The 25,740-nt window shown below is 34.0% G+C and carries 26 protein-coding genes and 2 other annotated features; of the genes, 7 read left to right on the top strand and 19 right to left on the bottom strand.

Annotation, left to right across the window (positions count from 1 at the left end; genetic code table 11):
• Window positions 1–20: 20 nt before the first annotated feature.
• From thrB to BGI23_RS09685, 4 genes are all read right to left on the bottom strand, one after another.
• Window positions 21–914: a homoserine kinase gene (gene thrB / locus BGI23_RS09700; RefSeq protein ID WP_000612677.1), complete on the bottom strand. Its 894-nt coding sequence runs from the start codon at window positions 912–914 to the stop codon at window positions 21–23.
• A complete protein-coding gene (thrC, locus tag BGI23_RS09695) occupies window positions 911–1,969 on the bottom strand; it encodes a threonine synthase (RefSeq protein ID WP_070805812.1) in 1,059 nt (352 codons plus the stop codon). The genes thrB and thrC overlap by 4 nt, the downstream gene beginning before the upstream one ends.
• Entirely contained in the window at window positions 1,962–3,257 is a 1,296-nt protein-coding gene (locus tag BGI23_RS09690; protein WP_070805811.1) for a homoserine dehydrogenase, read from the bottom strand. The genes thrC and BGI23_RS09690 overlap by 8 nt, the downstream gene beginning before the upstream one ends.
• 154 nt (window positions 3,258–3,411) lie before the next feature.
• Window positions 3,412–3,643, bottom strand: a binding site (T-box leader).
• Between the two features lie 114 nt (window positions 3,644–3,757).
• Window positions 3,758–3,989 (bottom strand) — a binding site (T-box leader).
• A 230-nt stretch (window positions 3,990–4,219) separates the two neighbouring features.
• Window positions 4,220–4,861 (bottom strand): pyridoxamine 5'-phosphate oxidase family protein, encoded by a 642-nt coding sequence (locus BGI23_RS09685; RefSeq protein ID WP_070805810.1) that lies wholly within the window; start codon window positions 4,859–4,861, stop codon window positions 4,220–4,222.
• 82 nt (window positions 4,862–4,943) lie between these two features.
• On the opposite strand from BGI23_RS09685, the gene BGI23_RS09680 reads away from it, so the two are divergent.
• On the top strand, window positions 4,944–5,552 hold the full coding sequence (locus tag BGI23_RS09680; RefSeq protein WP_070805809.1) for an NUDIX hydrolase: 609 nt from the start codon (window positions 4,944–4,946) through the stop codon (window positions 5,550–5,552).
• 47 nt (window positions 5,553–5,599) lie between these two features.
• On the opposite strand, the gene BGI23_RS09675 is transcribed toward BGI23_RS09680, so the two are convergent.
• From BGI23_RS09675 to BGI23_RS09660, 4 genes are all read right to left on the bottom strand, one after another.
• Window positions 5,600–5,914, bottom strand: a complete 315-nt coding sequence (locus BGI23_RS09675) for an SdpI family protein (protein ID WP_070807291.1) — start codon at window positions 5,912–5,914, stop codon at window positions 5,600–5,602.
• Window positions 5,915–6,008: 94 nt separating this feature from the next.
• Window positions 6,009–6,836: a peptidoglycan-N-acetylglucosamine deacetylase gene (locus tag BGI23_RS09670; protein WP_070805808.1), complete on the bottom strand. Its 828-nt coding sequence runs from the start codon at window positions 6,834–6,836 to the stop codon at window positions 6,009–6,011.
• 117 nt (window positions 6,837–6,953) lie between these two features.
• Window positions 6,954–7,826: an aminoglycoside 6-adenylyltransferase gene (locus BGI23_RS09665; RefSeq protein ID WP_070805807.1), complete on the bottom strand. Its 873-nt coding sequence runs from the start codon at window positions 7,824–7,826 to the stop codon at window positions 6,954–6,956.
• A gap of 312 nt (window positions 7,827–8,138) precedes the next feature.
• Window positions 8,139–8,858: a 3-ketoacyl-ACP reductase gene (locus BGI23_RS09660; protein WP_000818985.1), complete on the bottom strand. Its 720-nt coding sequence runs from the start codon at window positions 8,856–8,858 to the stop codon at window positions 8,139–8,141.
• 196 nt (window positions 8,859–9,054) lie between these two features.
• On the opposite strand from BGI23_RS09660, the gene BGI23_RS09655 reads away from it, so the two are divergent.
• On the top strand, window positions 9,055–9,639 hold the full coding sequence (locus tag BGI23_RS09655; RefSeq protein ID WP_070805806.1) for a DUF3139 domain-containing protein: 585 nt from the start codon (window positions 9,055–9,057) through the stop codon (window positions 9,637–9,639).
• Window positions 9,640–9,675: 36 nt separating this feature from the next.
• Here the strand turns inward: BGI23_RS09655 and hitS are convergent, their stop codons facing one another.
• From hitS to BGI23_RS09640, 3 genes are all read right to left on the bottom strand, one after another.
• On the bottom strand, window positions 9,676–10,737 hold the full coding sequence (gene hitS, locus BGI23_RS09650; protein ID WP_070805805.1) for an envelope stress sensor histidine kinase HitS: 1,062 nt from the start codon (window positions 10,735–10,737) through the stop codon (window positions 9,676–9,678).
• Window positions 10,734–11,411 carry an envelope stress response regulator transcription factor HitR gene (hitR, locus tag BGI23_RS09645; RefSeq protein WP_048557535.1) on the bottom strand — a complete coding sequence of 226 codons (678 nt, stop codon included), beginning with the start codon at window positions 11,409–11,411 and terminating at the stop codon, window positions 10,734–10,736. Before hitR ends, hitS begins: the two co-directional genes overlap by 4 nt.
• A gap of 88 nt (window positions 11,412–11,499) precedes the next feature.
• Window positions 11,500–13,260, bottom strand: coding sequence for an ABC transporter ATP-binding protein (locus BGI23_RS09640; RefSeq protein WP_070805804.1), 1,761 nt, complete (start codon window positions 13,258–13,260; stop codon window positions 11,500–11,502).
• 239 nt (window positions 13,261–13,499) lie between these two features.
• Between BGI23_RS09640 and BGI23_RS09635 the strand changes: the two genes are divergently transcribed.
• Complete coding sequence (locus tag BGI23_RS09635) at window positions 13,500–14,264, top strand: alpha/beta fold hydrolase (RefSeq protein ID WP_070805803.1); 765 nt, start codon at window positions 13,500–13,502, stop codon at window positions 14,262–14,264.
• Between the two features lie 97 nt (window positions 14,265–14,361).
• Here BGI23_RS09635 and entFM read toward each other — a convergent pair whose 3' ends face one another.
• Window positions 14,362–15,642, bottom strand: a complete 1,281-nt coding sequence (entFM, locus tag BGI23_RS09630) for an enterotoxin EntFM (RefSeq protein ID WP_070805802.1) — start codon at window positions 15,640–15,642, stop codon at window positions 14,362–14,364.
• A gap of 676 nt (window positions 15,643–16,318) precedes the next feature.
• On the opposite strand from entFM, the gene BGI23_RS09625 reads away from it, so the two are divergent.
• A complete protein-coding gene (locus tag BGI23_RS09625; RefSeq protein ID WP_011040231.1) occupies window positions 16,319–16,489 on the top strand; it encodes a hypothetical protein in 171 nt (56 codons plus the stop codon).
• Window positions 16,490–16,597: 108 nt separating this feature from the next.
• Here BGI23_RS09625 and BGI23_RS09620 read toward each other — a convergent pair whose 3' ends face one another.
• Both BGI23_RS09620 and BGI23_RS09615 read right to left on the bottom strand, forming a co-directional pair.
• Complete coding sequence (locus BGI23_RS09620) at window positions 16,598–17,200, bottom strand: nitroreductase family protein (protein ID WP_172801680.1); 603 nt, start codon at window positions 17,198–17,200, stop codon at window positions 16,598–16,600.
• Between the two features lie 243 nt (window positions 17,201–17,443).
• Window positions 17,444–18,397, bottom strand: a complete 954-nt coding sequence (locus BGI23_RS09615) for a D-alanyl-D-alanine carboxypeptidase family protein (protein WP_070805800.1) — start codon at window positions 18,395–18,397, stop codon at window positions 17,444–17,446.
• 206 nt (window positions 18,398–18,603) lie between these two features.
• Between BGI23_RS09615 and BGI23_RS09610 the strand changes: the two genes are divergently transcribed.
• The 3 genes from BGI23_RS09610 (at window position 18,604) to BGI23_RS09600 (ending at window position 20,421) form a co-directional block, all read left to right on the top strand.
• On the top strand, window positions 18,604–19,605 hold the full coding sequence (locus tag BGI23_RS09610; RefSeq protein WP_070805799.1) for a S66 family peptidase: 1,002 nt from the start codon (window positions 18,604–18,606) through the stop codon (window positions 19,603–19,605).
• A 143-nt stretch (window positions 19,606–19,748) separates the two neighbouring features.
• Window positions 19,749–20,090 (top strand): EamA family transporter, encoded by a 342-nt coding sequence (locus tag BGI23_RS09605; RefSeq protein ID WP_000805122.1) that lies wholly within the window; start codon window positions 19,749–19,751, stop codon window positions 20,088–20,090.
• Window positions 20,083–20,421: an EamA family transporter gene (locus BGI23_RS09600; RefSeq protein ID WP_001089868.1), complete on the top strand. Its 339-nt coding sequence runs from the start codon at window positions 20,083–20,085 to the stop codon at window positions 20,419–20,421. The genes BGI23_RS09605 and BGI23_RS09600 overlap by 8 nt, the downstream gene beginning before the upstream one ends.
• A gap of 35 nt (window positions 20,422–20,456) precedes the next feature.
• Here BGI23_RS09600 and BGI23_RS09595 read toward each other — a convergent pair whose 3' ends face one another.
• From BGI23_RS09595 to BGI23_RS09575, 5 genes are all read right to left on the bottom strand, one after another.
• Window positions 20,457–20,903, bottom strand: coding sequence for a DUF6376 family protein (locus BGI23_RS09595; RefSeq protein WP_000695229.1), 447 nt, complete (start codon window positions 20,901–20,903; stop codon window positions 20,457–20,459).
• A gap of 90 nt (window positions 20,904–20,993) precedes the next feature.
• Window positions 20,994–21,215, bottom strand: coding sequence for a hypothetical protein (locus tag BGI23_RS09590; protein WP_000459099.1), 222 nt, complete (start codon window positions 21,213–21,215; stop codon window positions 20,994–20,996).
• Between the two features lie 184 nt (window positions 21,216–21,399).
• The gene (locus BGI23_RS09585) at window positions 21,400–21,966 is read right to left on the bottom strand and encodes an acyltransferase (protein ID WP_070805798.1); all 567 of its coding nucleotides are present in this window, start codon (window positions 21,964–21,966) and stop codon (window positions 21,400–21,402) included.
• Window positions 21,959–23,089 carry an aminotransferase class I/II-fold pyridoxal phosphate-dependent enzyme gene (locus tag BGI23_RS09580; protein ID WP_070805797.1) on the bottom strand — a complete coding sequence of 377 codons (1,131 nt, stop codon included), beginning with the start codon at window positions 23,087–23,089 and terminating at the stop codon, window positions 21,959–21,961. The genes BGI23_RS09585 and BGI23_RS09580 overlap by 8 nt, the downstream gene beginning before the upstream one ends.
• 19 nt (window positions 23,090–23,108) lie before the next feature.
• On the bottom strand, window positions 23,109–25,670 hold the full coding sequence (locus BGI23_RS09575; protein ID WP_070805796.1) for a glycosyltransferase: 2,562 nt from the start codon (window positions 25,668–25,670) through the stop codon (window positions 23,109–23,111).
• Between the last annotated feature and the right edge of the window lie 70 nt (window positions 25,671–25,740).

Here is a 25,740-nt window from a genome sequence, read left to right as displayed (position 1 = left end):
CTAGCGATGCTAGCTTTTTTTTATAATCCAATATGTTCTTCCTTATTTACAGTAATCCCTCTATGATCAATTTCTAGCTCACACACTTTCATAGACGTAAATACTCTCGCTAATTGCTCAGCAATTTCTTGACGTTTCTCATACGGCGTTAATATAAAAATAGATGGCCCTGCACCGCTAAGCGCTGTACCGTATGCACCGAATTCTTTTGCACATTTACGAATAGATGGTAATAACGGTACAAGCTCTAAACGATACGGCTCGTGAAAATGATCTCTCTCCATCATTTCCCCTACAACTTCCCATTTCTTTTGACATAAAGCAGCTACTAATACATTACTTATTGCACTAGCCTTAACAGCTTCATGAAACGGAAATACCTCTGGTAATACAGAGCGACTTTCATCTGTATTTAGCTCTTCATTTGGAATAAGAGATATTACGCCTAATTCCTTACTTTCAATTCTTACAACCGAAACATTCTTTCCATCAAGTGCTCCGATTACAGTTCCTCCTAATATAGAAGCAGCAACATTATCAGGATGACCTTCAAAATTTGTAGCAATTTGAACTTTTTGATCAGTCGTTAAGTTCAATTTGCCTAGTTGATTCGCAAGCTCTATCCCAGCTACAATTGCTGATGCACTACTTCCTAGACCTCTTGTTAGTGGGATATTACTAGTAACTTCTATTATATGAGGTGATAAAGAAGGACTAACTTTACATGCCGTGCTAACGATTAAATTTTTATCGTCTGTCGGAATCGACTCATCAAAGGAATGGATCACTTGCCATTTATTAGATTTCTCTTTTACTACTACATGTAAATACAATGACAAAGCTATTCCTACTGAATCGAATCCAGGTCCAACATTCGCTGTACTAGCAGGAACACGAATACTTAATGGTATCACGACATAATCACCCCTTTAATATGCTCTTTAATTTGTTCTATATTATTTGAAACACTTGCAATGTCTAATGTATTAGAAGAAATTGCGATATCAGGATCTTTCAAGCCGTTTCCAGTTAAAACTGCAACAACTGTTTCTCCTTTTTTGATTTTTCCAGATTGAACATGTTTCATTACGCCAGCTAATGAAGCATTTGATCCCGGCTCAGCGAAAACCCCTTCCGATTTTGCTAATAATCTATATGCATGTAAAATTTCTTCATCTGATACCATATCTATTTCACCGTGAGACTGCTCAGCAGCCTCTACTGCATATGACCAACTTGCTGGGTTACCGATGCGAATCGCAGTTGCAATTGTTTCAGGTTCTTCAATGACGTGTCCTTTTACAATAGCAGCTGCTCCTTCCGCTTCAAATCCATGAATTCTTGGCTTCTTATAGCCTTTTTCTTTCTCATATTCACAGAAACCTTTCCAGTATGCTGTAATATTCCCGGCATTCCCAACGGGAATCGCTAACACATCTGGTGCACTTTGCAACTGGTCACAAATTTCAAATGCTGCTGTTTTTTGCCCTTCAATTCGATAAGGATTTACCGAGTTAACTAATGTGATTGGCTCTTCTGCAGCAATATTTCTTACAGCCTTTAGTGCATCATCAAAATTTCCTTCTATTGAAATAATTTCAGCACCATAGGCAACTGCTTGCGCTAATTTTCCATGTGCAATTTTCCCTTCTGGGATTACGATAATACATTTCATTCCAAGACGTGCCGCGTATGCTGCGGCCGATGCTGATGTATTACCTGTTGACGCACAAATAATGGCCTCTGAACCTTCTTCTTTCGCCTTCGCAACTGCCATTACCATACCACGATCTTTAAAAGAACCTGTCGGATTCGCTCCTTCATACTTACCGTATAACTGAATTCCTAATTGTTTTGATATATTTAATAACGGGATAAGCGGTGTATTCCCTTCCATTAAGCTCACATCAGGTGTATTTTCATTCACTGGTAAATAAGAAGCATACTGTTTTAATAATCCTTTATACATATTGTTTTTCCTCCTCAATAATGTAATAACTGTTTATTTCACTTGCGACATCTTCTATCGCTCCTAAAACTCGTTCAAATTGATACTTTGAAGTTTGGTGTGTTACAACAACGACTTCTGCAAGTTCACGATTTAAAGGTAACTGAATCACTTCTTTTAAACTTACGGAATAATTAACAAAACATTCTGTTATTTTTTGCAACATCCCTGGTTCGTCTCGTAATGAAATACGCAAGAAATATTTCGAAACGACTTCTTCATCTCCCTGTAATTCGTACGGCTCTGGTTCTTTTAACGCACTTTTATTTTTCTGAACTTGATTCATATTTTTAACGATTGAAATAATATCACTTACTACAGCAGAACCAGTCGGTAACTTCCCAGCTCCAGGTCCGTAAAACATTACTTCCCCTACTGCTTGACCGTGAACATATACTGCATTAAATTCATTATTTACATTCGATAATGGATGATGACTAGGTAAAAGAGTCGGTTCTACACTTAAATGAATGGCTGATCCTTGTTTCTCTGCTTTACCAATTAATTTCATTGTAAACCCTAACTTTTCAGCCATTTGTAAATCTTCTTTTTCGACCTTTCGAATCCCTCTTACTTGCACATCATCTAAAGAAACATTCATCGAAAAACCTAAGTTTGCAAGAATCGCTACCTTTCTCGCCGCATCTAGCCCATCTACATCCGCTGTCGGATCTGATTCTGCGAAACCTAATTTTTGTGCTTCCTGTAAAGCCTCTTCATACGACCATCCATTTTGACTCATCTTTGTTAACATGTAATTTGTTGTACCATTTACAATCCCCATTATTTTTTCAATTTGATCTGATGCTAATCCGTCTGTTAACCCTCTTAACACCGGAATACCGCCCGCTACACTTGCCTCATAACATAAATCACAATCATTATCGTTCGCCAGTTGGAGAAGTTCTGCACCGTATACAGCCATTAAATCTTTATTTGCTGTTACGACATGTTTCTTATTTCGTAAAGCCTTAACAATATGCTGCTTCGCTTCTTCAATTCCGCCCATTACCTCTACTACAATATCAATATTTGAATCATTTAGAACTTCATCAACATGACTTGTTACTACGATTCCATCAATACAAACATCACGTTCTTTTTCTAAATCACGTACAGCGACTGTCTTCACTTTCACTTCATACCCTGTATCAAGTACAATTTTTTTATAATGTTCTTTCAAAATATGGACAACACCACTTCCGACCGTACCTAATCCTAACACCCCTACATTAACAACATTATTCATCTTCTAATCTCCTCCTACAATTTTATTTTTTATCTTTATCAATCACCTTACTCTGCTTTTCAATCATGCAGGTGGTGGTTATTTCCGTACGTACAAATCGTTTCATGTTACAGCACCTCCTTTCAAAGTAATAAAAAAACACACTCATCCCTAGGAAAGGGACGAATGTGTTTTCGTGGTTCCACCCTTGTTCCAACCTAGACGTATTTCTCTCTAGATTGCTCAAGTTCAGATAACGGCTGATTCCGTCAATAATTACTAGATTACTCGTTCACTATTGAAGTTCAAAGGTGGTAAAATCATTTCTCGTGTTAGGAAGCTCACACCCTTGACTTCCCTCTCTGTAAACCGTAAAAATGATTTCATGTCCTTATCGTTACTTTTCGTTCATGTTTATTTGTTAACTCATTATACTCGCATAAAAAACAAAATCAATACTATTTTTTAATTATTTTCAATTTTCAATCTCTAAAACTATAAAAAAACACACTCATCCCTAGGAAAGGGACGAATGTGTTTTCGTGGTTCCACCCTTGTTCCAACCTAGACGTATTTCTCTCTAGATTGCTCAAGTTCAGATAACGGCTGATTCCGTCAATAATTACTAGATTACTCGTTCACTATTGAAGTTCAAAGGTGGTAAAATCATTTCTCGTGTTAGGAAGCTCACACCCTTGGCTTCCCTCTCTGTAAACCGTAAAAATGATTCCGTGTCCTTATCGTTACTTTTTCGTTCATGTCTATTTGTTAACTTATTATAGTTATCAACTTTTTAAAAAGCAAGCCTATTTTTACTAACTATTTTCAAAAACTCCTTTTATTATATTTTACAATAGCGTTATTCATTTACAGATCGATTTACCTATTTATAATTTTCTCTACTTATAAATTAAGAGTTTATATATAAATATCCCATTTTAAAACACATAGATACTCGATAAAAATATATTAATATAATTTTATTAATACAATCTTTTTGTATAACTTTCTTCTAAAGAACGTGCAACATCTTCTTCTGAAGCATTCACTTTCGCATGCTCCAGCAACATTTTTGCTGCTGAAGGTAACTCTTTTTTATTCAACCATGATTCTGGATCCCACATCTTAGATCGGATAAAAGCTTTTGCACAATGAATATAACACTCTTCTATTTCAACGACAATTCCACCAAGTAACGGATTGCGCCCATTTGCCTGCATTTCTTGCAAAATGGCTTCGTCGTTTGTAATATACGCTCGGCCGTTTATTCGGAGAGTCTCTCCAAGTCCTGGGATAAAAAAGATTAATCCTACACGTGGATTGGAAATAATATTCAAAATGGAGTCTATACGACGATTGCCTGGCCTTTCTGGAATGATAATTTTATTATGATTGAATACGTAAACAAATCCAGGTGCATCTCCTCTCGGTGAAGCATCACACTCTCCTAATTTATTTGCTGTAGATAATACTAGAAAAGGAGATTTAGACAGAAAGTCTACGCAATGGTGGTCTAATGATGAAATAACTTTTTTTAAAGCTCGTTCACTTGGTTGCCCCAATATTCCCCGTAATTCTTCCTCTGTTGAAATAATCGATTTTATTTTCTTACTCTCTATTCCCACTAATAACGACCCCTTTTTTCTTTATTTTCCCAAAATTCAATACAATTATTGTATAATAAAATTTGCAGAAAGGGGAATTAAAATGACAGAGTGGTTAACGATATTTGATTCTGAAAGAAATACACTTGGGAAGAAATTACGTGATGAAGTGCACCGTGACGGTGATTGGCACGAAACATTTCATTGTTGGTTTGTAGAAAAAGATGATGAAGATATGTTCTTATATTTCCAATTACGCTCTAAAAATAAAAAAGAAGCCCCATGTATATGGGATATTACTTCAGCTGGACATATAATGCATGATGAAGATGTACAAATTGGCGGTCTTCGTGAAATTGAAGAAGAATTAGGCCTTTCCTTTCAAACGACCGATTTAGCATACAAAGGAATCTTTACAATAGATTATGAAATTTCAAATCTTACGGATCGCGAGTTTTGCCATATGTATTTTCACAATGTCATCGATCCACTTCCATTCGCACCAGGTGAAGAAGTAGATGATGTGATGAAAGTACATGCAACTTCTTTTCTACAACTATTAAAAAGAGAGATTTCATCTTTTACAGCTATTTCTGTTTTAAACAATAAGCCGATAACAATAACATTTGAAGATATTTATCCATATGATATTGCATACTATGAATTTGTTATAGAGCAAGGAAAAGAATTACTAAAAAATAATGATTTGTAAATAGAATAGGACTCCCTACTAATATCGGTCGGGAGTCCTATTTTTCATTATTGCTCAAGTGTCTTCAACTTTTTCTCTACTCGTATGAATAAGCGAATAATTAGTACTAGCATAAAGATCATTATCGCTAACGTTGTATGGGGATATTTAAACAGTATACTAATAAAACTTCCTATCAACATCATAATGAATCCATTTTGTTTCATCACTTCTGCGCTATACCTGTTCCCCGCATCCCATAGTCCCTTATTTTTCATAGATCGTTTCGTACGGTAACCATATGCAGCGTTAATATCTGTTGGTGGATTTTTCCGAAGAATAAGTGCAGCAAGTATAAATATAACACCAATCAATATGCTCATTCCTATGTTTACTAATGCATAGCTCAATTATATCCCCCCTAACTTACACTCTTATTATACGATACGACCCTATTTTTTCCAATTCATAACACATTCACTTTCTTTCTTTCGATGTCTGAAACATGCTTGGAAGTGTTACAAAACGTGCTCCTTTCGTTTTTAACTGCGGAATCATTTTGTCTAGCGCCTCTACAGATCCTTGCAAATGTCCACCTGGAGTTGAATGTTGAAGTATGATACTACCAGGAAATGAGTTCCCTAACACATTATTTGTAATCGTATCAGCACTTACACCTTTCCAATCAACTGTATCCACACTCCACTGTACAATCATAAAATTTTGCTCAGTTGCCCAATGCAATTGATTTTCAAGTATTTCACCATACGGCGGGCGTATAAATTTAGGAGCATAGCCGGCTAGACGTTTTAATATTTCTTCCGTTTTTATAATTTGATTACGGTACTCATCCTCATTTACTTTCGCTAAATTAGGATGGCTATACGTATGATTACCAATTACATGCCCTTCATTCGCAATACGCTTTACTACATTTGGAAACTTTTCAGCATTTTCACCAAGCAGGAAAAAAGTCGCTTTTACATTATGTTGTTTTAACTTATCTAATATTTTTGGCGTGAATTCTAAATCCGGTCCATCATCAAATGTAAGAGCAACTTCCGCTTTATTGTACGGTCCTGAAAATGCGTACGCATATTTTTCAACCCAAGAAAATGGCGTCCACGATCCACGCTCATCTGCTTTCATTTGTACTTCATAATTTTGAGGGGTATATGCGTATGGCAATAAGTTTATATAGTCTCCATAATAAAATGAGTTATATGGCATATAAGCATACGAAACATTTCGTTCTAGTCCCCATTGATATGGAGTAAACATTTGTGGCGAATAAAAATAATACATGATAAAAACCTCCCTAAATTTTCATATGTGATTCCTCTGCACTTTGTTAGAGAAATTGTTATTCATAAACAAAAATAAGACTGTCCGTAATTTGGACAGTCTTACTGCTTACTATTATTAATAAATTGATGTACTACCTTTCGGCAAAGCTTTCACGTGTTTTAAATAGTTCGTCACTTTATCATCATCATCTTGCGGATATCGATACCCATATGTGTTAGCAATTTCATTCGCCACTTCCCTAAATAAATCACCCATGACAAAGAATGACTCCCATATGTTTTCATATTCTGCATTAGAAAAAGTTCTTTTAAATTGCTCCCACATATCTTTTTCCATATACTGTTCAAAATGCTTTCCAAACTTCCCTGCATTACCTGTAAAGTCTGTTTTCATACCAATATGCCCTTCTAGCATTACGATGAACATATCTCGCACTGGACCATCAAGCATTCCTTTCGCATAAGAAAGCTCTTCTCTCCATAATCCTTTTGCCACATTCGTACTACACCACCAAAATTCATTACAGCAATCTAAAAACTCTTTTTTTGTAGGCTTTTTTATTAAGTAATCTTTATCGCTTGCTGGCGGGAATTCTTCTATACAATTATCTTTATCGAGAAGTAACTTACTTAAACTATCTTGTCCAACGAAATTATTTATTAATTCAACTGGCACTAGTGTTAAATCAATCCGATTCCCATCCATGAACTGCATTAAATAAGGAAACTTTCCGTCTCCATCTGGTGGAACTAATGACATTTCTTCCGGCATTTGTACAATCATTATTTCTCCAAATCTATGAATCCAATTATGATTAGACATAAAGGATTGTATATCTTTTACAACATACATAATATCATAGTCTTGAAAACAATCTCTTTTCACATATGGATTTACACGCGACCCATTCATAATGACAGCTCGAATTCTTTCATCCTCTTTTGCTGTATTTATAATTAAGTCTAACATTTCTTTTTCAGTTCTCATCTATTCCTGACCTCCAATTTTTAATATAAACTTATCTTTTCAAGTATGTTGGAGGCCCACGAGCTAGCTGTGTTGCATACGATACATGTTATAATTTTTGAAATTTCTTTTTCATCCCTTTTTCCTCCTCACATCACTCACATATTGATCAACAGCCGTCCATTTCTCAATCGTACTCATGTAAATACCATACTTTTCTACTATCTATATTTGATTATACCGAAAATTCCGTCTTATAAACAGAAAAATAAAGAAGGGACATTTACTCCATTATAGAATAAATATCCCTTCTTTTGTTTATACATTTATCCCTTACGGATTAGTAGACCAAAGTCCCGCTGATTTAATAAATGTACGTTTATTTAATTTCAGCTGCGCTACGATAAACTCTGCAATATCTTCTGCTTGCATTACTTTATCAGGATTTCCGTCAGTTAATCCTAAATCTACAGCCATATCTGTTGCTACTGTACTTGGAGTTAAAGCAGTTACGCGAATGTTATGTTTACGAACTTCCATCGCTAACGATTCTGTTAAGCCAAGAACACCAAATTTAGAAGCACTATATGCACTTGTTACAGGTGCACCTTTTTGTCCCGCTGTAGATGAAATGTTAATGATATCACCAGATTGTTGTTCAATCATGCTTGGTAAAGCTGCACGAGTTGCATAGTATACACCCATTAAGTTTACTTGAATGATTTTTTCCCAATCAGCAACGTCTAGTTCTAAAAACTTACCGAACTTAGAAATACCAGCGTTATTAATTAAAATATCGATAGATCCTAAACCGTTTTTTAACGTCTCAATCGCAGTAGTCACTTCTTCATATGAGGAAACATCAGCAGTCGCAATAACAGCTTTTACGCCTTCTGCTTCTACTTCTTTCGCTACAGCTTTTAAGTTTTCTTCTGAACGAGCTAAAAGACCGACATTTACGCCCTCTTTCGCTAAAGCGATCGCTACAGCACGACCAATCCCTCTACCTGCTCCTGTAATTAAAGCATTTTTGCCTTGTAATAATTCTGCCAAGTATAACACTCCTTAATCATCTCAGTTATGTATTATATTAAAATTGTATCTATGTTTATGTAAAAAGGCAATGATGCACTTTCATGTGCGTAGGTTACTTGTAGGTAACTATAGGGATTTTTTATTTATAATTATCATGTTTTTTCCATAATTCATGTAAAATAGAAACAAACCCCACATAGGAGGGTGTATGTATATGAAAAGAAAAAAATGGTTCTTGCCACTAACTGCAGTCGGACTATGTATCATATTTTTAGCTATGTACTTTATATTTGGTAATCCACTACATTATAAAGTAATAGAAAAAGATACTGACGAATATCTCCATACTATAAAAGGATATAAGCAAAAAGAAATACAAAGTATAACCGGAAAATATACTCCTCTTTATAATATCGGCTATTATGCGGAAGTCGTATATAAAGACGAACCTTATTTTACATACTCTTATACATACGATAATAATAAAATAATACAAGACAACGGTATTTTAGGAAGACATACTGAGTCATTTGAAAATCTTAATTTAAACTGGTCATTGTTTGACGAGTTAGTAGACGGTATTCATACAAACTTACAAGAAAGAGGTTTAAGTGAAAAGAAAGATTATTCTATACGCCATGTTCAATTCGTTGATATCGATGACGATAAAAACGGTGCAGAGGCATATGTTGACTTTAAGAAAGATATAGCATCAGACTACTCATACCGTATGAATAACGAAGGAAAAGCTTATCAATATAGTTGCATTAACGGGAAATGTGTTTTTAAAGAGAAATAGTGTTAGAAGGGTTTCCTCCTAACACTATTTCTCTTCCTAATTCGGAATACAAACAATAAATTCCGTCCCATTCCCTTCCTCACTCTCGACTTTTATTTCTCCTTGATGAAGGTCGAGTACCTTTTTTACAATGGCCAAGCCTAAGCCACTTCCTCCATAAGCACGATTTCGTGAAGAGTCCGCTTTATAAAAACGTTCAAAAATATGTTGTTTCTGTTCCTCAGATATCCCAATCCCCGAATCACGAATGCGCACTTCCACTAATGTCTCATATTCTTTTAGCTTGATCGAAATCGTACCGCTACTTGGAGTAAATTTAATACTATTATGAATTAAATTAATCCAAACTTGACTCATACTTTCTTGATCGGCATTTATTTGTACTTTTTCTAAATCAAGGTCTAATTCAATTTCTTTTTCAGCCCAGAGCGGTTCACTATTTAACACAATTTGCTTTAACTGCTGATCTAATCGATAAGTCGTCCTTTCTGGTGTATATTCTTCCGACTCTAAAAGAGTTAGTTTCAGTAAATTTTGACTTAGTTTAGATAATCTCGTTGTTTCCGTTTCAATAATGGTAAGGTAATGCTTTCTTTTTTCCTCGGAAAGATTATCGTCTTGTAGTGCTCTAGCAAATCCTTTTATAGAAGTTAATGGTGACTGTATTTCATGAGAAACATTCGATACAAATTCCTGGCGCATTTTCTCCATCGCATTCAGTTCATCTGTCATATCATTTATGCTTTTTACGAGCACACCAATTTCTCCATCATATTTCTCTTCATTTCGTATTTTTACGGAGAAGTCCCCTTTTGCAATTTTTTGTATCGGTTCAATAATAGTCCAAATCATCGCCTCTCGCTTCGGTCTCATTAATACTGCAATTAATATCCAAAGAAGAATCATAAATATAAAACTGAGTATGTCACTAATGAGGTAGGTAACAAAAGGAGATAAATGTATTGCAAGGGCATCCAATATACTAGATAATACATAAAATGCTGTAGACCAAATAATAGTAAGAAAAGAAAAGAGTGCTATTATCGCTCCCGTTACTTTCAGCATCTTGAATTTACTCATTCGTTCTCTTTTTCTCATTTACTTACCTCTAAGCGATATCCTAAACCCCTTATTGTTTTAATACTAAATTTCGACTTCTCTTCTTGAAACTTCTCACGTAACCGATTTATATGAACGTCTAGTGTGCGTTCATTCCCTTCAAAATCATATCCCCATACATCTTCAATTAATTGCTCTCTCGAACAAGTTCTCCCCGCTTTAGAGCCTAAAGTAAAGAGCAATTCGAATTCTTTTAACGGTAACGTAACCGTTTGTTCTCCAATTGTAACTTCAAATGTTTTACGATTTAACAGTACAGTTCCAACTTGAATTGATTGCGACACTGTAATTTGGTAACGTTTCAATAACGCCTTAACCCTCACTACTAGTTCTATCGGATCAAATGGTTTTACAAGATAATCATCCGTACCAAGATGAAACCCTTTTACTTTTTGAGATGTTTCTCCTTTAGCAGTTAGCATCAAAATCGGAATATCATAGTATTTTCTTAATTCAAAACATACATCAAATCCATCCATATTCGGCATCATGATATCAAGAATAACCATATCAACTTTCACTTCATCTATTTTTTGAAGTGCATCTAGACCATCAATTGCTTCATATGTTTGAAATCCTTCCCTCTCTAAAAATACAGAAACAAGTTCTCTAATATGTGGATCGTCATCTACTATTAAAATTTTTGGTAGCAAAGAAAACCTCTCCTTTCTACGTAGCATCTTTTATATAACTTTTAAAAATGAATCACCAGCGGAGTATAAGCCCCACTGATGATTCATTTTATAATACGCCCTCTTTAATTTTCAATTGTTGCGTTGCAAATTCACGATACATGTCATGTGTGCGTAACAATTCATCATGTGTACCACTACCTGTAAGATTCCCTTTTTCTATAAAGATAATTTTATCTGCATCTACTACAGTAGAAAGTCTATGTGCAATAACTAACGTTGTTCTGCCTTTCATTAAGTTATTTAATGCCTTTTGAACGACAGACTCTGATTTACTATCTAAACTAGAAGTTGCTTCATCTAACATAAGAATTTGTGGATTTCGAAGTAACGCTCGGGCAATGGCAATTCGCTGTCTTTGTCCTCCAGAAAGTTTCACACCACGTTCTCCAACTTCTGTTTCATATCCATTTGGCAAGTCATGAATAAATGCATCCACATATGCCATCGCTGCTACTTTTTCAATTTCTTCATCTGTCACTTCTCCCTTAACACCGTAGCAAATGTTATCCCGAATCGTTCCATCAATTAACGGACTATCTTGTGAAACGTAACCGATTTGACGTCGCCATGATTGTAATGAATAGTTCGTAATTGCATCTTTCCCTAATTTAATAGCACCGCTAGTTGGCTCATAAAAACGTTCTAATAGTGAAAATAATGTCGTTTTCCCGCTACCACTTGGCCCTACGATTGCTGTTACTTTTCCTGATTCAATTGTGAAATCAATATTCTTTAACACTTGCTCTTCTTCGTTATACTCGAAATATACATTTTCAAGAACGATTGGCTGCTTAGCATTTGTAACCTTCACACCAGTTTCATGATCTTCTACTTCATACTCTAAAATTGTATTAATTCTTTCCGTTGCACCAATTGCCTTTTGGAATTGTGTAAAGAACATAGATAATTGACTCATCGGCATTATAATTTGAACTAAATATAAAATAAACGCTACTAGTTCCCCAGTTGTTAATGCACCGCTAGAAACTCGCATCCCGCCATATCCTACGATAATAACAAGCAATGCCATTAAAACAAACGACATAACTGGTGAAATTAACGCTTGCACTTTTCCCTCTTTCAAACCAAATTGCAATAACTTCTCGATACCTTTATTTCCAGTTTCATATTCTCTTTTTTCTGTGTTCGAAGATTTCACTAAACGAATTTCTGATAATACTTGCGTTAGCACACTTGTAAAAGAAGCAGTTTCATCTTGAAGTGCTTTTGAAATCTTATACATTTTTCGTCCTAGTGGAACTAAGATCAGTACTGATAATGGAATAACCGTTAAAAGTAAAAGTGTCATTTTCCAATCTAAAACAAATAATACGATTAATGATCCGACAATTGAAATACCGCCTGTTAATAAATTTGACAAATGCTCAGAAATTAATGTCTTCACAACACCTGTATCATTTGTCATTCGGCTAATTGTATCGCCTGTTCTATTTTGATCATAATAAGATACTGGCAATATAAGTACCTTTTTCCACAAACGTTCTCTCAGTCCGGCTACAATCTTCTGTCCTATATAATTTAGTAAATATATAGATAATCCTGCAGCTATAGTTTGCATAATAAAGAATGCAACTAGCCCAACAATTTGTCCTGTACTAATTGACGAAAGTGAAAAATTATCTACTAATCCTTTTGTTAACATCGGAATAAATAAACTCGCTCCCGTAGAAAGCAAACTCATGAATAACGCAAAAACAAGAATCCCTTTCGGAGGATTTGTATCTTGAATAAGGCGTAAAAACTGCCTCCAACTCCCTTTTTTCTTTATTTCATTTCTAACTTCCATTTCTGTCATCTCCTCGTGTTAAACAAAACTGTTCTTTCTAAAAATAGAATACAATACAAATGTAAACTGAATGTAAACACACTTTTTCTATTTTTACAAAATATACATAAAAACTCATCTTTACAACAGATATAAATATCTGATATTATTACCTGGTACTTAATATTGTTCTATGTGAATGATAGATAACTAATTTACAATACTATATAAATCTCCAGTTATTGAAAGGAGTATCCTTTTTGCAAACAAATATACATTCTAAAAAGGAAACAATTATTTTTATTCATGGTTTAGTCGGCAATCGTCGTGCTTTCAAAAAAGAGCATAAACGATTTTCCGCCTCTTACAACATTATCACTTATGACTTATTAGGTCACGGCGATGATAAAGGAGAAGCTATCGAATTTTCATTACAGCGTCTCGTTGATCAATTATTGAATTTATACAAAAAAGAAGGCATTCAAAAAGCTCATATTTGCGCTTTAAGCTACGGCTGTTATATCTCTACCATTTTTGCACAAATGCATCCAGAAAAAGTTTTGAGCATTTGTCATATTGGTGGACATTATAATAACCCTTCCCTTTTATATAACGTATTTCAAAAGTTTTGGGAGAAGCGAGGAGACGATTACTCTAAATGGCTCTCTCAATACGCAAATACCATTTTTCCAAGTGGCATACTAAAGGCAAATCCGTTCGCAGTCATTTCAAGAAATATTTATTATCGGTTCGGATTGCAATTACATTCATCAATTATTGCTCAATCATTACGTCATCGGTTAGAATTCGATTTAAAATCTAAATTAAAATCACTTCCCCACCCTATTCTATGGGTAATGGGCGAACATGATCATCTCTATAAATCTTGTCTTTTTGATTTAAAGTCCATTCTTCCTAACGTTTTATATAAAGAAATACCGTTAGCAGGACATGCAGCAAACTTATTCCGTCCCAACTACTTTCATGATCTATACGCTCGATTTTTAAACGGGAAGTTACAGTAAAAACTATTACATCCCAATTTATTAAACTATAAAAAGGCTTCCCAAGTTTCCCTGGAAAGCCTTTTCTCTATACGAAAAGTATATAATCTACTTTTTCTTAGTATGCTTTTGTGTAACCTAATAGGTGCTTGCTCCAGTAAGAGTTACTTACAGAACTAATACGTACACCAGTTGCATCAGTTTCTGCACTAATGAACTGACCGTTTCCTAAGTAAACACCCATGTGAGAAGGACCTGATTTATAAGTGTTTTGGAAGTATACTAAATCACCTGGTTGTGGATTGCTAGTTTTTGTTTTAGAACTCCAGTATCCAGCAACTGTTTGACGAGCGCCTTTATGACCAGTTTGATTTAATACGTAGTGAATGAATCCACTGCAATCAAAACCAGCAGGTGTTGTACCAGCTGTTCTGTATGGTGAACCATTTAATGATTTAGCGAATCCAGCGATTGAAGATGTATCTCCACCAGTTGTTGGTTTTTGTACGTCTTTACCTGGTTGTTGAACGTTATTTGTAACGTTATTGTTATTTGTAACGTTGTTTACTCCGCCTTTTACAAACTTAACGAAGTCTGCACTTACGTAACCTGTGCGGCCGTTATGGTTAATTTTGTACCAACCATTTTCAGCGCCAGTAACGTTTAATACTGTACCGTTTGTTACACCACCGATTACAGCGTTGTATGTAGCTGGGCCTGTACGTACTTTTAAAGCACCAGTGTTAACAACATAAGAACCACCAGTTTGAACTGTAGTAGTATTGTTGTTTGTAGTTGGTTGTTGTGTTTGGTTAGATACAGCAGAACCACCTTTTGTTACGAAGTCTTTGCTTACGTATCCAGTTCCACCATTGAAGTTGATTTTAAACCAATCTTGTACTTCACCAACAACTTGTACTGTTTTACCTTTATTTACAGAGCCTAATACTGTATGAGATGTACTTGGGCCTGTACGTACGTTAAGTGAAGAAACGTTTACTGTGTAAGTACCAGTTCCTTGTTGAACAGTAGTTCCTGTTTTACCACCAGTCGTTACGAAGTCACCACTTACATAACCAGTTTGACCGTTTACAGTTACTTTGAACCAACCGTTTTCTTGTCCAATTACTTGTAGTACTTGACCTTGTTTTACTTTAGAAATAACGCTATGTCCTGTACCAGCACCTGAACGAACATTTAATACATCAGCAGTTACTGTGTATTTTAAGTCGGATTTTGTTTCTACAGTTTTTGTTTCAGTTACAGTCGTTTGTGTTTGAGTTTGTCCATTAATTTCTTTTAGCGCTTCGTTTGAAACTTGTGCATGAGCAGAATCCATACCTGGAACTGCAACACCTGCTACTGAAGCTGCTGCTAAACCTGCAATTACTTTTTTCATAAGTTGTCTTTACTTCCTTTCCCTACTATCCTCTTAAAAAAAACTTATAAACTTAATACTTTACAATATTATCAAAGTAAAATATTCATTAAGTTCCATTTTTTAACAAGAGTTTTATTTTTCACACAGAGTTCATTTTAAACGAGCGAAGTGAAATCTGTGTGAACTTCATGTGAACTTTACCATTAAATTTACTCTTTTTGCAATGCTTTTTTTATATTTCTTATGTATTTTATTGAAAATTCGACATACCATTCATTATCTTAGTATATATTTTCTATCCACTTAAAAAAATTCTATTCATCTAACACAATGCAAAGAATGTATTTCCTAGTATAGTTCCTCCTATGAAGTATACTCTTATCATGACAAAAAACACTTTTTTTATCAATAGTATAATATTTTTAGAAAACTATTTTTGATACTATCTATCACTTTTAAAAGATTTGACGATTTGTAAGATTTAACTTCAAAAATTCTGTTCTAATTTGACGAAAGTACACATTCCGCTACCCATTTTTAACCGTCTATGGAATTTATAGGGTATTTATATTATCATATATATAGTAGCGTTTTAAGCTATACACATTTTATTTACCCTACACGGAAAGCAACTGAATTTTAAGATGAGCGTTTTATTGCTTGCAAATAGTGGAATCAAAAGGGAGGTATATTTATGAAAAACATAATAGATGATCCTATAAATAAAAATATAGAACTGTACTATGCTTTTTTTCAATTCGTTTCAATTATTACCTTACAAAAAATATCAACTATTGAAACACGTAAAAACGAATTAAAAAATCAGATGAAAAATTCCTATCAAAAAAATCCTTACTACTTATAAAAAGGTGAACAGGTTGTATCCCTGTTCACCTTTTTATAAGTAGCAAAACCCCGATTGGTTCAAATAATAATTAGTGGGGGATAAACAATTCCCCCACTCGTTCCTACATTATTTATAAATTTTCACACGGTTTTCTAAAGGCTGGTATTCTTTTTCACCTGCAGGTACAACCGGTTTACCAAACGGCATTTGCGCAATAAGCTTCCAATTTTCTGGAACTCCCCATTCTTTTCTCACTTCTTCATCAATTAATGGATTGTAATGTTGCAATGTAGCACCAAACCCTTCAATTTCCAAAGCTGTCCAAATTGCAAATTGTAACATTCCAGAGGATTGCTGAGACCAAATTGGAAAGTTCTCTTTGTATAATGCAAATTTTTCTTGCAGTTGTTCCACCACTTCACTATCTTCAAAATATAAAACCGTTCCATAACCACTTTTAAATGCATTCATTTTTTCTTCAGTAGATGCAAAGTTATTTTCAGGTACAATTTTTCGTAACGTTTCTTTCGTAATATCCCATAACTTATCATGTTGTTCTCCTAACAAGACGACAACGCGAGCGCTCTGAGAGTTAAAAGCTGAAGGTGTATGTTTTACAGCATGATAAATCACTTCTTGAATTTTTTCATCAGAAACTACTTGTTCTTTACTAATTGCGTAAATAGATCTTCTGTCTTCAATCGCTGAGTAAAAATCTTTTGCCATCATAATTCCCTCCAATTTTCATTTGAGGCTTTTTCCTATGTACACATCATATGCCCCTCAAAACTTATCATTAATAAGTTTCTAACTTTATAATATAAACAAACAATAATAAACTCAAATAATAACACTCACATTTTTTACCTTTTTACTTTATTAGTGCTAAAAAATAAAAGGCAATTTGTTGTTACCGATAGTACGTAACAACAAATTGCCTTTCTTATATGATGATCCAACTCAGTATTTCACTTAATTAACTAAACCAAATGCATAAGACATTAGCTTATTCGTCTCTGTAAAACGCTTTGTTTTACCTTTTGTTCCCATAACAACTGTAATAATACGAGTATCACCTTGTTTTGCTGTACCCGTAAAACAATACCCTGCGCTATCTGTAAATCCTGTTTTTAATCCGTCTATTCCTTCTATATATAAAGCTTTATTATTTTTGTTTAACATATCATTTGTACTTATAACATTAATATTATTAAATGCTAACTGACTTTGACGTAAGTGAGTCACTTCTAATATTTCTGGGTAATCTTTTATAAGATGATACGCCAAGTTTGCTATATCACCAGCCGTCATTTTTGTTTCACTTCCATCTGGCTCTTGTAATCCAGAAGCATTTGCAAATTTAGCATGTTCCGACATTTTTAACTGTTTCGCTTTTGCATTCATAAGCTGAACGAAATCTTTCTCCGATTTTGCCATATGTTCTGCTAAAGCCACAGCTGAATTATTAGCTGACTCAATCATTAATGCATGATATAAATCTTTAACAGTTAATGTGTCATTAACTTGTACTGGGATTCTCGCTCCCTCTGTTTGTGCCGCTTTCGCACTCATTTTCACCGGATCTTCCCAGCGAACTTTCCCATTATGTACATTTTCTAATAGAAGATATGCTGTCATCATCTTAGACATACTTGCTGGCGCAAAAGCCTCATTTTCATTATGTTGATAAATAATATCTCCATTACTCGCATCAATAATCATAGCTGCTTTTGCATCAATTTCCGGTGGTATGTACTTTGGTGGGACTACTTTTTCAACTAATCCTGTTTTAGGTAGTTCTGCCACTTGTAAAGGTTGTCCCTCTATACTTGTTGCACTCTTTTGAGTTCCTTGGAATAAGAACCAACATATCCCTAAAACAATGACTAATAGGACTGTCAGCCTTCCCCATTTTAACCGCTTCATTTCAAAACTCCTTTAACAAACCTTTTATACACTCACATTTAACCATAACAACTTTCCCTTTATATCGTCAAGGTAAAAAGCATATTTATTCATCTACAGCAATTATTATTTCAATACATGTATGTTACAATAACAATACCGAAATATAAGAATATTTAATGATAAATCCTTATGAATAAAACTATTAATAGAAGGGATTCATACAAATGCCACTTCCAAAATCATTAAAATACGGAGACACAATTGGGATTTACTCACCTTCTTCTCCAGTAACCTACACTTCTCCTAAAAGATTTGAACGAGCGAAATCTTACTTACAACAGAAAGGATTTCATATATTAGAAGGTTCACTAACAGGTCGATATGATTATTATCGTTCGGGTAGTATACAAGAGCGTGCTGAGGAACTAAATGCTTTAATAAGAAATCCTAATGTTTCTTGTATCATGTCAACAATTGGTGGCATGAATTCAAATTCCTTATTACCTTATATTGATTATGATGCTTTTCTAAATAACCCTAAAATAATGATTGGGTATTCAGATGCAACTGCTTTATTACTAGGAATTTATGCAAAAACAGGACTCCCTACATTTTACGGCCCGGCACTCGTTCCCTCCTTTGGAGAATTTGAGCCTTTTGTAGATGATACATACAAATATTTTGTAGAAACATTACTGCATGATCAAGCACTTCCTTACAACATAAAACAACCTTTATTTTGGTCAGACGAATTTATTAATTGGGAAGAGAAAACGAAAGAAAAAGAACTTAGACCAAATAATTGGATTTCTGTAACAAATGGACAAGCTACCGGACGGATAATTGGCGGCAACTTAAATACAATCCAAGGAATTTGGGGCAGCTCTTTTATGCCATGTATTCAAGAAGGCGATATTCTATTTATTGAGGATAGCTCAAAAGATGCAGCTACTATTGAAAGAAGCTTTTCATTACTTAAAATTAACGGTGTATTTGATAAAATTTCAGGTATTATTCTTGGAAAACATGAGCAATTTGATGATTGTGGTACAAATCGAAAACCTTTTGAAATACTATTAGAAGTACTTCAAAATCAAAGAATTCCTTTTCTAGCAGACTTCGATTGTTGCCATACACATCCAATGATTACCATACCTATCGGTGTTCAAGTAGAGTTGGATGCAACAAATAAAACGATACATATTATAGAATCTTGGAAAAAATGAATACATGGCTTTTATTGTTTTACAATAAAAGCCATGATACTATATAATTTGGAATGTGAAAGATTAAACTCAATACGTTCCAATATCTATCATTAGAAAAATTAGGTATAAATATATATTTATATGCAAAAGAGAGTGAATAAATGAAACCAACTATTAAAAATTACTTATTTTTACATGTAGCTTTTTTGATATATTCTATCATTATGGTTTACATGAAATGGGCGGCTAAATTTCCCATTGCTTCCATCTCATTTTTTATTGCTTATTTCGGACTAGTTATACTTTTATTTGGATATGCAATTTTATGGCAACAAGTAATTAAACATTTCGAAATATCAAAAGCATATTCACATCGCGGGATTATTATACTATGGTCAATGCTTTGGTCAGTATTTCTATTTGGAGATACGATTCAGTGGAATCATTTACTTGGTGCAGCTATTATTATCGTCGGAATTGTGGTGGTGACAAAAGATGAATAGTTATATGTTATTATTTATTTTCGGGATAATTTTAGCTAATTACTCACAAATATTATTAAAAAAAGCTACTTTGCAACAATACGATTCTAGAATAAAAGAATATGTGAATCCTTATGTTATTATCGGCTACTCTTTATTTGTAATTAACGCTGGATTAAATGTTATCGCCATGAAGGGCATGGCATTAAAACAAGCATCAGCATTAGAATCCTTAAGTTATATCATCATATTAATTTTTGGTTGGTATTTCCTAGGAGAAAAAATAACGAAACGTAAACTCATCGGCAACATGATTATTATCGTTGGTGTAATCGTTTATTGTATCCAATAGTAAAAAGCTCCGTTTATCACAAACGGAGCTTTTTACTATTGACCTAAATTTTGCACTTTATCTTTCAAATCTCGAACTTGATCTACCGTCTGCATAAGCTCAGAGTTTTTAAATTGCTCTACATCCACTTTGCCTTCTTCTATCTTTGTCTTCGCCGTATCAATTAACGTATTTAACTTTTCGTTATATCCGACGATTTGTTGATGAAGATCCTTTGCTACATCAGGTGGCGTTAATTCATTGAATGCGGGTATATCTTGTTTAATTTCACTAAGCTTCGTTTCTAATTCTTTTCGAGCCTCGCTATCATTAACGGCCTTTTCTGCTAATGCTGGTGCATCATTTGCAAATGCACTTATTTCATTTACATAGTCTGTCGCCTTTTGAGCATAATCTATGGAGTTCTTTCCTTCTTCCACTATTGAACATCCCATTAAACCAATTGAAACTATGAATACTAATACAATTGATTTTATTTTCATTTTAGACCCCCTTCGTACTTATAATTGTCTGTAATTTTCTCTATACATAACTTCTAGCTAAATTGTTTATAACCTTTTTCAAATAGCTATTTACCCTCTTACATGCCCTATTATCGTTACAACATCTATTTCTATATGTACGCTTATAATATCTTCAATTATATCCATATACCCTTGTCCTATAGCTGTTCCATAGTGTAATGTAAGCCCCTTCTTTTCATACACTGACTTTGGCACTGAAAAAATAAATCTCCTCAAGTTTCTTTCATCAGCTGGTTCCATAATTAAAACAATCCCATCCTCATCAAACATATACGCTCGCCCTCCAACTTTACATTCACTATGGCTCAGTATTGCCTTGGTCAGCAAAATTTAAAACATCATAAGTTAAGATACACTCTGCTCTATCATAAAGTGAAACTTTAATTAGCCCTCACAAGTCGACTCTTTATCGGCAAATAGCGGGATAAAAATAAAAAGCATTCATTCTTTTTTGTTAAGAATGAATGCTTTTTAAAAAATCAATTTCTAACTCTAGCATCTTTTTTTGACGAGGTTTTACTTTCCTTACGGGAACTCCAGCGTAAATATACCAATCATCTAAACTCTCTTTTACCATACTCATCGCACCGACTGCCGTACCTTCTCCTACAATTACATTTGGAAAAATAATAGAATTAGCACCAATAATCGCATGTTTTTTAAAAATAACTTTTTCTGTTTCCACATTCCTATATTGATTCGGGACAGTTGGCCCCATTAAAGTATTTCCACTGAAATCATCAAGTACTGCATATACGATTGTTTTAGCTGAGATATTTGCAAAGTCATGCATTTCAATTCCAACTTCTCCTCCATATAACGCTGTATACGCTGATATATGCGAATAACTTCCAATTGTGATTTTGCCACTTAAAATGCAAAAATCATCAATTCTTACATGATTACCAACTGATATAACACCTGGATTATATATACTTGCTTTTTTACTAATCAATACATTTTTCCCAACAGATAAAAATCCAATCTTCTTTAGTTCTTCTTGACTATAAAAACTATTCATCTGCCGACACCACCTTCTGTCCTAAACAGATTACAATTTGTTCTACTATTTCTTCCGTCATTCCTTCCCATAAAGGTAAACTTACTATTCGTTTTGCTATTTTATTCGTTGTTGTTAAATCTGTAGACTTATAGTTTCTAAAAAGAACTTGTTGGTGGCATGATGGCGAAAAGTATAATCTAGCTTCTATTTTCTGTTTTTTCAGTTCTTCTATTACTTGTATGTTGCGAACTTCTTCTGGACAAAGAATAGGCATAAATTGTTGAATAACTGCCTCTGTCTTTTGGACTTGCCACCCTTTTTTCATTAATCCATTACTTTGTAACAATTGTTTATAACATTCAGAAATACGGGTGCGTTCTTTTAATTTTTCATCCCATTTTTTCATAGTCGCAATCCCGATAGCAGCTGCATATTCAGACATTTTACAATTAAACCCCATCATCGTACATTCACGGTTTGTATCAAATCCGAAATTACCCATCCTTTTAATACGTTGTATATCTTCTTCATTTTTACTATATATGAGCCCTCCTTCACCAATTCCGAAAGGCTTTGTTGCATGAAAACTATATACGATCATTCCACTAAAATCCTGTCCATAATGCACACTTCCATTCATTAATCCGAATCCCGGTGCCGCATCTACGACAACCGGAACACCCCTCTTCTCTAATTCTTCATAGTCTTCTAAGTTCATCCATGATCCAAAAGTGGCGTACGGAACAACAATCGCAACCTCTTCTTTTAATTCTTCAATCTTATCCAAAAGTACTGTTTTATCCATATACCAATCATCTATTGAGATATCAATAAAATAAGGTTCCAATCCTGACCAAATAGCCGCTAATGGAGTCGCTGGGAATGTAAAACTAGGCATGAGAGCATATTTTCCTTTTTTTCTTTTCTTAAGTTGAATGGCCGCCATTAACCCTAACGTTGCGTTTGCTACTGTTGTAACAGCTCCCCTGTTCTGAAAAAATCCCGACATAATTGTTTGTTCAAAACGTTGATTTATAGGTCCGTAATTCGTATATATGTGAGATGTATCAATTTCCTTCAATTCATCCAAATACTCAATTACAGGTACAGTTGAAGCACGTAAAAAAGGAATATTCTCCATATCTATCTATTCCTTCCTATCATTTTCGGACAATATAGAGCATATCTGTTTCAGATAATCCAAATTTCCTAGCACTTTTCATCCCTTGTTTTTCAGCTAGGTTATATAATTCCACTTTAAATCCCGCATTCATTAATCGTTGAATGAACCCTGATTGATTATAAATTCTCACATGATCTTCTTGACCAAAAGCTAATTTCCTCAATTGTGGAGTTACAATTAATTCATTCTCTATAATAGAATCCACATTCATTACGATGGGTACTTGAATAATTCCCCATCCACCTGGTTTTAGAACCCTATATAACTCTCGCATTGCTTTGCCATCATCAAGAACATGTTCTAATACGTGGCTACATAAAATTACATCAAAAGTATTACTATCATATGTAATGCTTGTAACATCAATTTCCTTCATTAATGGATCCTTTGGCTCTAAATCCCCACATACATACGTAATATTTTTATACTCGTTAAACCAATCTCTTGCATTCGCTTCAGGTGCAATATGAAGCATAGTATATTTTCTACTTAACAAGTCCGTTTCCGTTTCAATGTACACACGATACAACCTTTCACGATCCATCGAACTACAAACTGGACATATCCCTGTATCTTTATTCCACATCTCAAATTTATATTTTGGAAAATCATAATCTGCCGGCCAAGGTGAAAATTTTTCAAATTGTTGATTGCAATATTGACAATAACAACATTCTTTCTCAAACATATGGGCAACTAGTTTGTTTAACCCCTTTTTAATCTTTTCATTATAAATTTGATCTAGTTCTCCATTTCTTACTGCATCCTTAACTATAAATCCCGCATTCTCTAAACAATAGGATAAGCTCTCTTTATAATCTCTTTCAGAACTTAAAAACCCACTATTATATGCATCAATAATTAATTCAATCCATTCTTCAATTGTCATTAAAATAAAATGCATTTGTTTTTGATTTTGTCCACTATGTTGTCTAAAATAACTAAGAGGTTCTTGTATATAAACTACTTTTCCTTTCCTCATCATGTCTAGCCAAGTTGCAATGTCATTAATAGCAGAATAAGCCTTCCCTTTAAAATATCCAAACTTCCCGTCAAACAAATTCCGATTAAATAAAACAGTTGTCGGCTCACCAACTACATTTTTCAAGTTTTTTAACATATAATTCCCTAATTCTTTTCCTTCAAAAAGTGTAGTTTCTTTCGCGATTTTCATATTTAATGTTGAAGGTGGTAATATCTCTCCATTCTCATCAATCAGTTCACGATATGACGTCACAAATGAAATATTTTCTAACGTCAAAAAGTATTTCATCATTCTCTCGATCTTTTCATGATGAAATAAATCATCATCTAATAAAAAGTTTATATAGTCCCCATTCGCAAGTTCTACACACTTATTAAAGTTTTCGGCAACTAACGGCGTTTCATTTTTAACATATGTAATACACTCATATTCACGTAAGTACGGTTGAATCATAGCATTGACTTCATTATTTGTACTGTCGTCAGAAATAATAATTTCAATATTTTCATATGTTTGATTGAGAGCGCTGTTGAGTGCTAATTCCAAGTAATAAGGTCTATTGTACGCAGGAATAAGTATACTTACTTTCGGTAAAGAAGAATTATTATTTATATGTTGTTTTTTCTTTTCTATGTTTATTTTCTTCGCTCTAATTTTTTGGTAATAGTCTAATGTATATAGTATCGATGATGGAACTATCCTTCTTGCATAATCTAGAAAATTAGTTATTGCTTTGTCTAACTCTTTTTCACTGGATAAGAAACCATATTTTTCGCCTGCTATAATACTGTGTGAAAAATCTTCTAACCCATCCATCATTTTATTAGATTCATTTAACTGTTGATCTGGATGTAATCGAAAGTAACTAAGTGTCTCTGCTATATATACTGCTTTTCCTTTACTTAATAAAGATAACCATGAAGCTATATCTACGTTACAAAGATACCTCCTCTTATCAAAAATCCCATACGGTTCTTGTAAATCATTTTTACGAAATAAAACTGTTGTCGGTTCTCCAATATAATTTTTTTGATCCACAATTACCCTATTTGCTAATTCTGTTCCCTCTATAATCGTATCCTCTTCAAATAAACGGACAGTTGAATAAATATGTCGTAGTTCTTTCCCTTTTTCATCAATTACTTGACGATGAGATGTTACAAGCTTAATTTCATTATCTAAATCATTGAAAAAACACTTCATCATTTTTTCAATTTTATCCACATGAAAGATATCATCATCCATTAAAAAATTTATATACTCACCGTTCGCTTCATGAAATAACATGAGTGCATTTTCAAATTGTCCGAGAGTTGAACTGTTTTTTATATAAATAATATTTGAATGATCACATAAGTATTTTTGTAACACCTTTTCTGTTTCGTCATTCGTACTATCATCTCCAACTATAATTTCTATATTAGGGTACGTTTGTTCCAGCACACTACATAACGCCTCTTCAAAAAAGCGAGGACGATTATATGTAGGAATTAAAACACTTACCAAAGGAAGTTGATCTACCACCTCTTCAGTTCTTTCAATACGAGTTTTCATTTTACTCTCTCACCTCTTCGCATATTATTTATATACGCGACACAAAAATCACATCACTTTAACCGAATGG

The organism is Bacillus sp. ABP14 (genome assembly GCF_001831375.1).
GTDB classification, from domain to species: Bacteria; Bacillota; Bacilli; order Bacillales; family Bacillaceae_G; genus Bacillus_A; species Bacillus_A paranthracis.
Note: the sequence above shows the minus strand (reverse complement) of the source record. Positions and strands in the feature narration are given on the sequence as shown.

Coding starts and splice junctions, on each gene's coding strand:
- thrC (WP_070805812.1), bottom strand. CDS start 1,969: ATGTATAAAGGATTATTAAAACAGTATGCTTCTTATTTACCAGTGAAT.
- BGI23_RS09690 (WP_070805811.1), bottom strand. CDS start 3,257: ATGAATAATGTTGTTAATGTAGGGGTGTTAGGATTAGGTACGGTCGGA.
- BGI23_RS09680 (WP_070805809.1), top strand. CDS start 4,944: ATGACAGAGTGGTTAACGATATTTGATTCTGAAAGAAATACACTTGGG.
- BGI23_RS09675 (WP_070807291.1), bottom strand. CDS start 5,914: ATGAGCATATTGATTGGTGTTATATTTATACTTGCTGCACTTATTCTT.
- BGI23_RS09670 (WP_070805808.1), bottom strand. CDS start 6,836: ATGTATTATTTTTATTCGCCACAAATGTTTACTCCATATCAATGGGGA.
- BGI23_RS09665 (WP_070805807.1), bottom strand. CDS start 7,826: ATGAGAACTGAAAAAGAAATGTTAGACTTAATTATAAATACAGCAAAA.
- BGI23_RS09655 (WP_070805806.1), top strand. CDS start 9,055: ATGAAAAGAAAAAAATGGTTCTTGCCACTAACTGCAGTCGGACTATGT.
- hitS (WP_070805805.1), bottom strand. CDS start 10,737: ATGAGAAAAAGAGAACGAATGAGTAAATTCAAGATGCTGAAAGTAACG.
- BGI23_RS09640 (WP_070805804.1), bottom strand. CDS start 13,260: ATGGAAGTTAGAAATGAAATAAAGAAAAAAGGGAGTTGGAGGCAGTTT.
- entFM (WP_070805802.1), bottom strand. CDS start 15,642: ATGAAAAAAGTAATTGCAGGTTTAGCAGCAGCTTCAGTAGCAGGTGTT.
- BGI23_RS09625 (WP_011040231.1), top strand. CDS start 16,319: ATGAAAAACATAATAGATGATCCTATAAATAAAAATATAGAACTGTAC.
- BGI23_RS09620 (WP_172801680.1), bottom strand. CDS start 17,200: ATGATGGCAAAAGATTTTTACTCAGCGATTGAAGACAGAAGATCTATT.
- BGI23_RS09615 (WP_070805800.1), bottom strand. CDS start 18,397: ATGAAGCGGTTAAAATGGGGAAGGCTGACAGTCCTATTAGTCATTGTT.
- BGI23_RS09610 (WP_070805799.1), top strand. CDS start 18,604: ATGCCACTTCCAAAATCATTAAAATACGGAGACACAATTGGGATTTAC.
- BGI23_RS09605 (WP_000805122.1), top strand. CDS start 19,749: ATGAAACCAACTATTAAAAATTACTTATTTTTACATGTAGCTTTTTTG.
- BGI23_RS09600 (WP_001089868.1), top strand. CDS start 20,083: ATGAATAGTTATATGTTATTATTTATTTTCGGGATAATTTTAGCTAAT.
- BGI23_RS09595 (WP_000695229.1), bottom strand. CDS start 20,903: ATGAAAATAAAATCAATTGTATTAGTATTCATAGTTTCAATTGGTTTA.
- BGI23_RS09590 (WP_000459099.1), bottom strand. CDS start 21,215: ATGTTTGATGAGGATGGGATTGTTTTAATTATGGAACCAGCTGATGAA.
- BGI23_RS09585 (WP_070805798.1), bottom strand. CDS start 21,966: ATGAATAGTTTTTATAGTCAAGAAGAACTAAAGAAGATTGGATTTTTA.
- BGI23_RS09580 (WP_070805797.1), bottom strand. CDS start 23,089: ATGGAGAATATTCCTTTTTTACGTGCTTCAACTGTACCTGTAATTGAG.
- BGI23_RS09575 (WP_070805796.1), bottom strand. CDS start 25,670: ATGAAAACTCGTATTGAAAGAACTGAAGAGGTGGTAGATCAACTTCCT.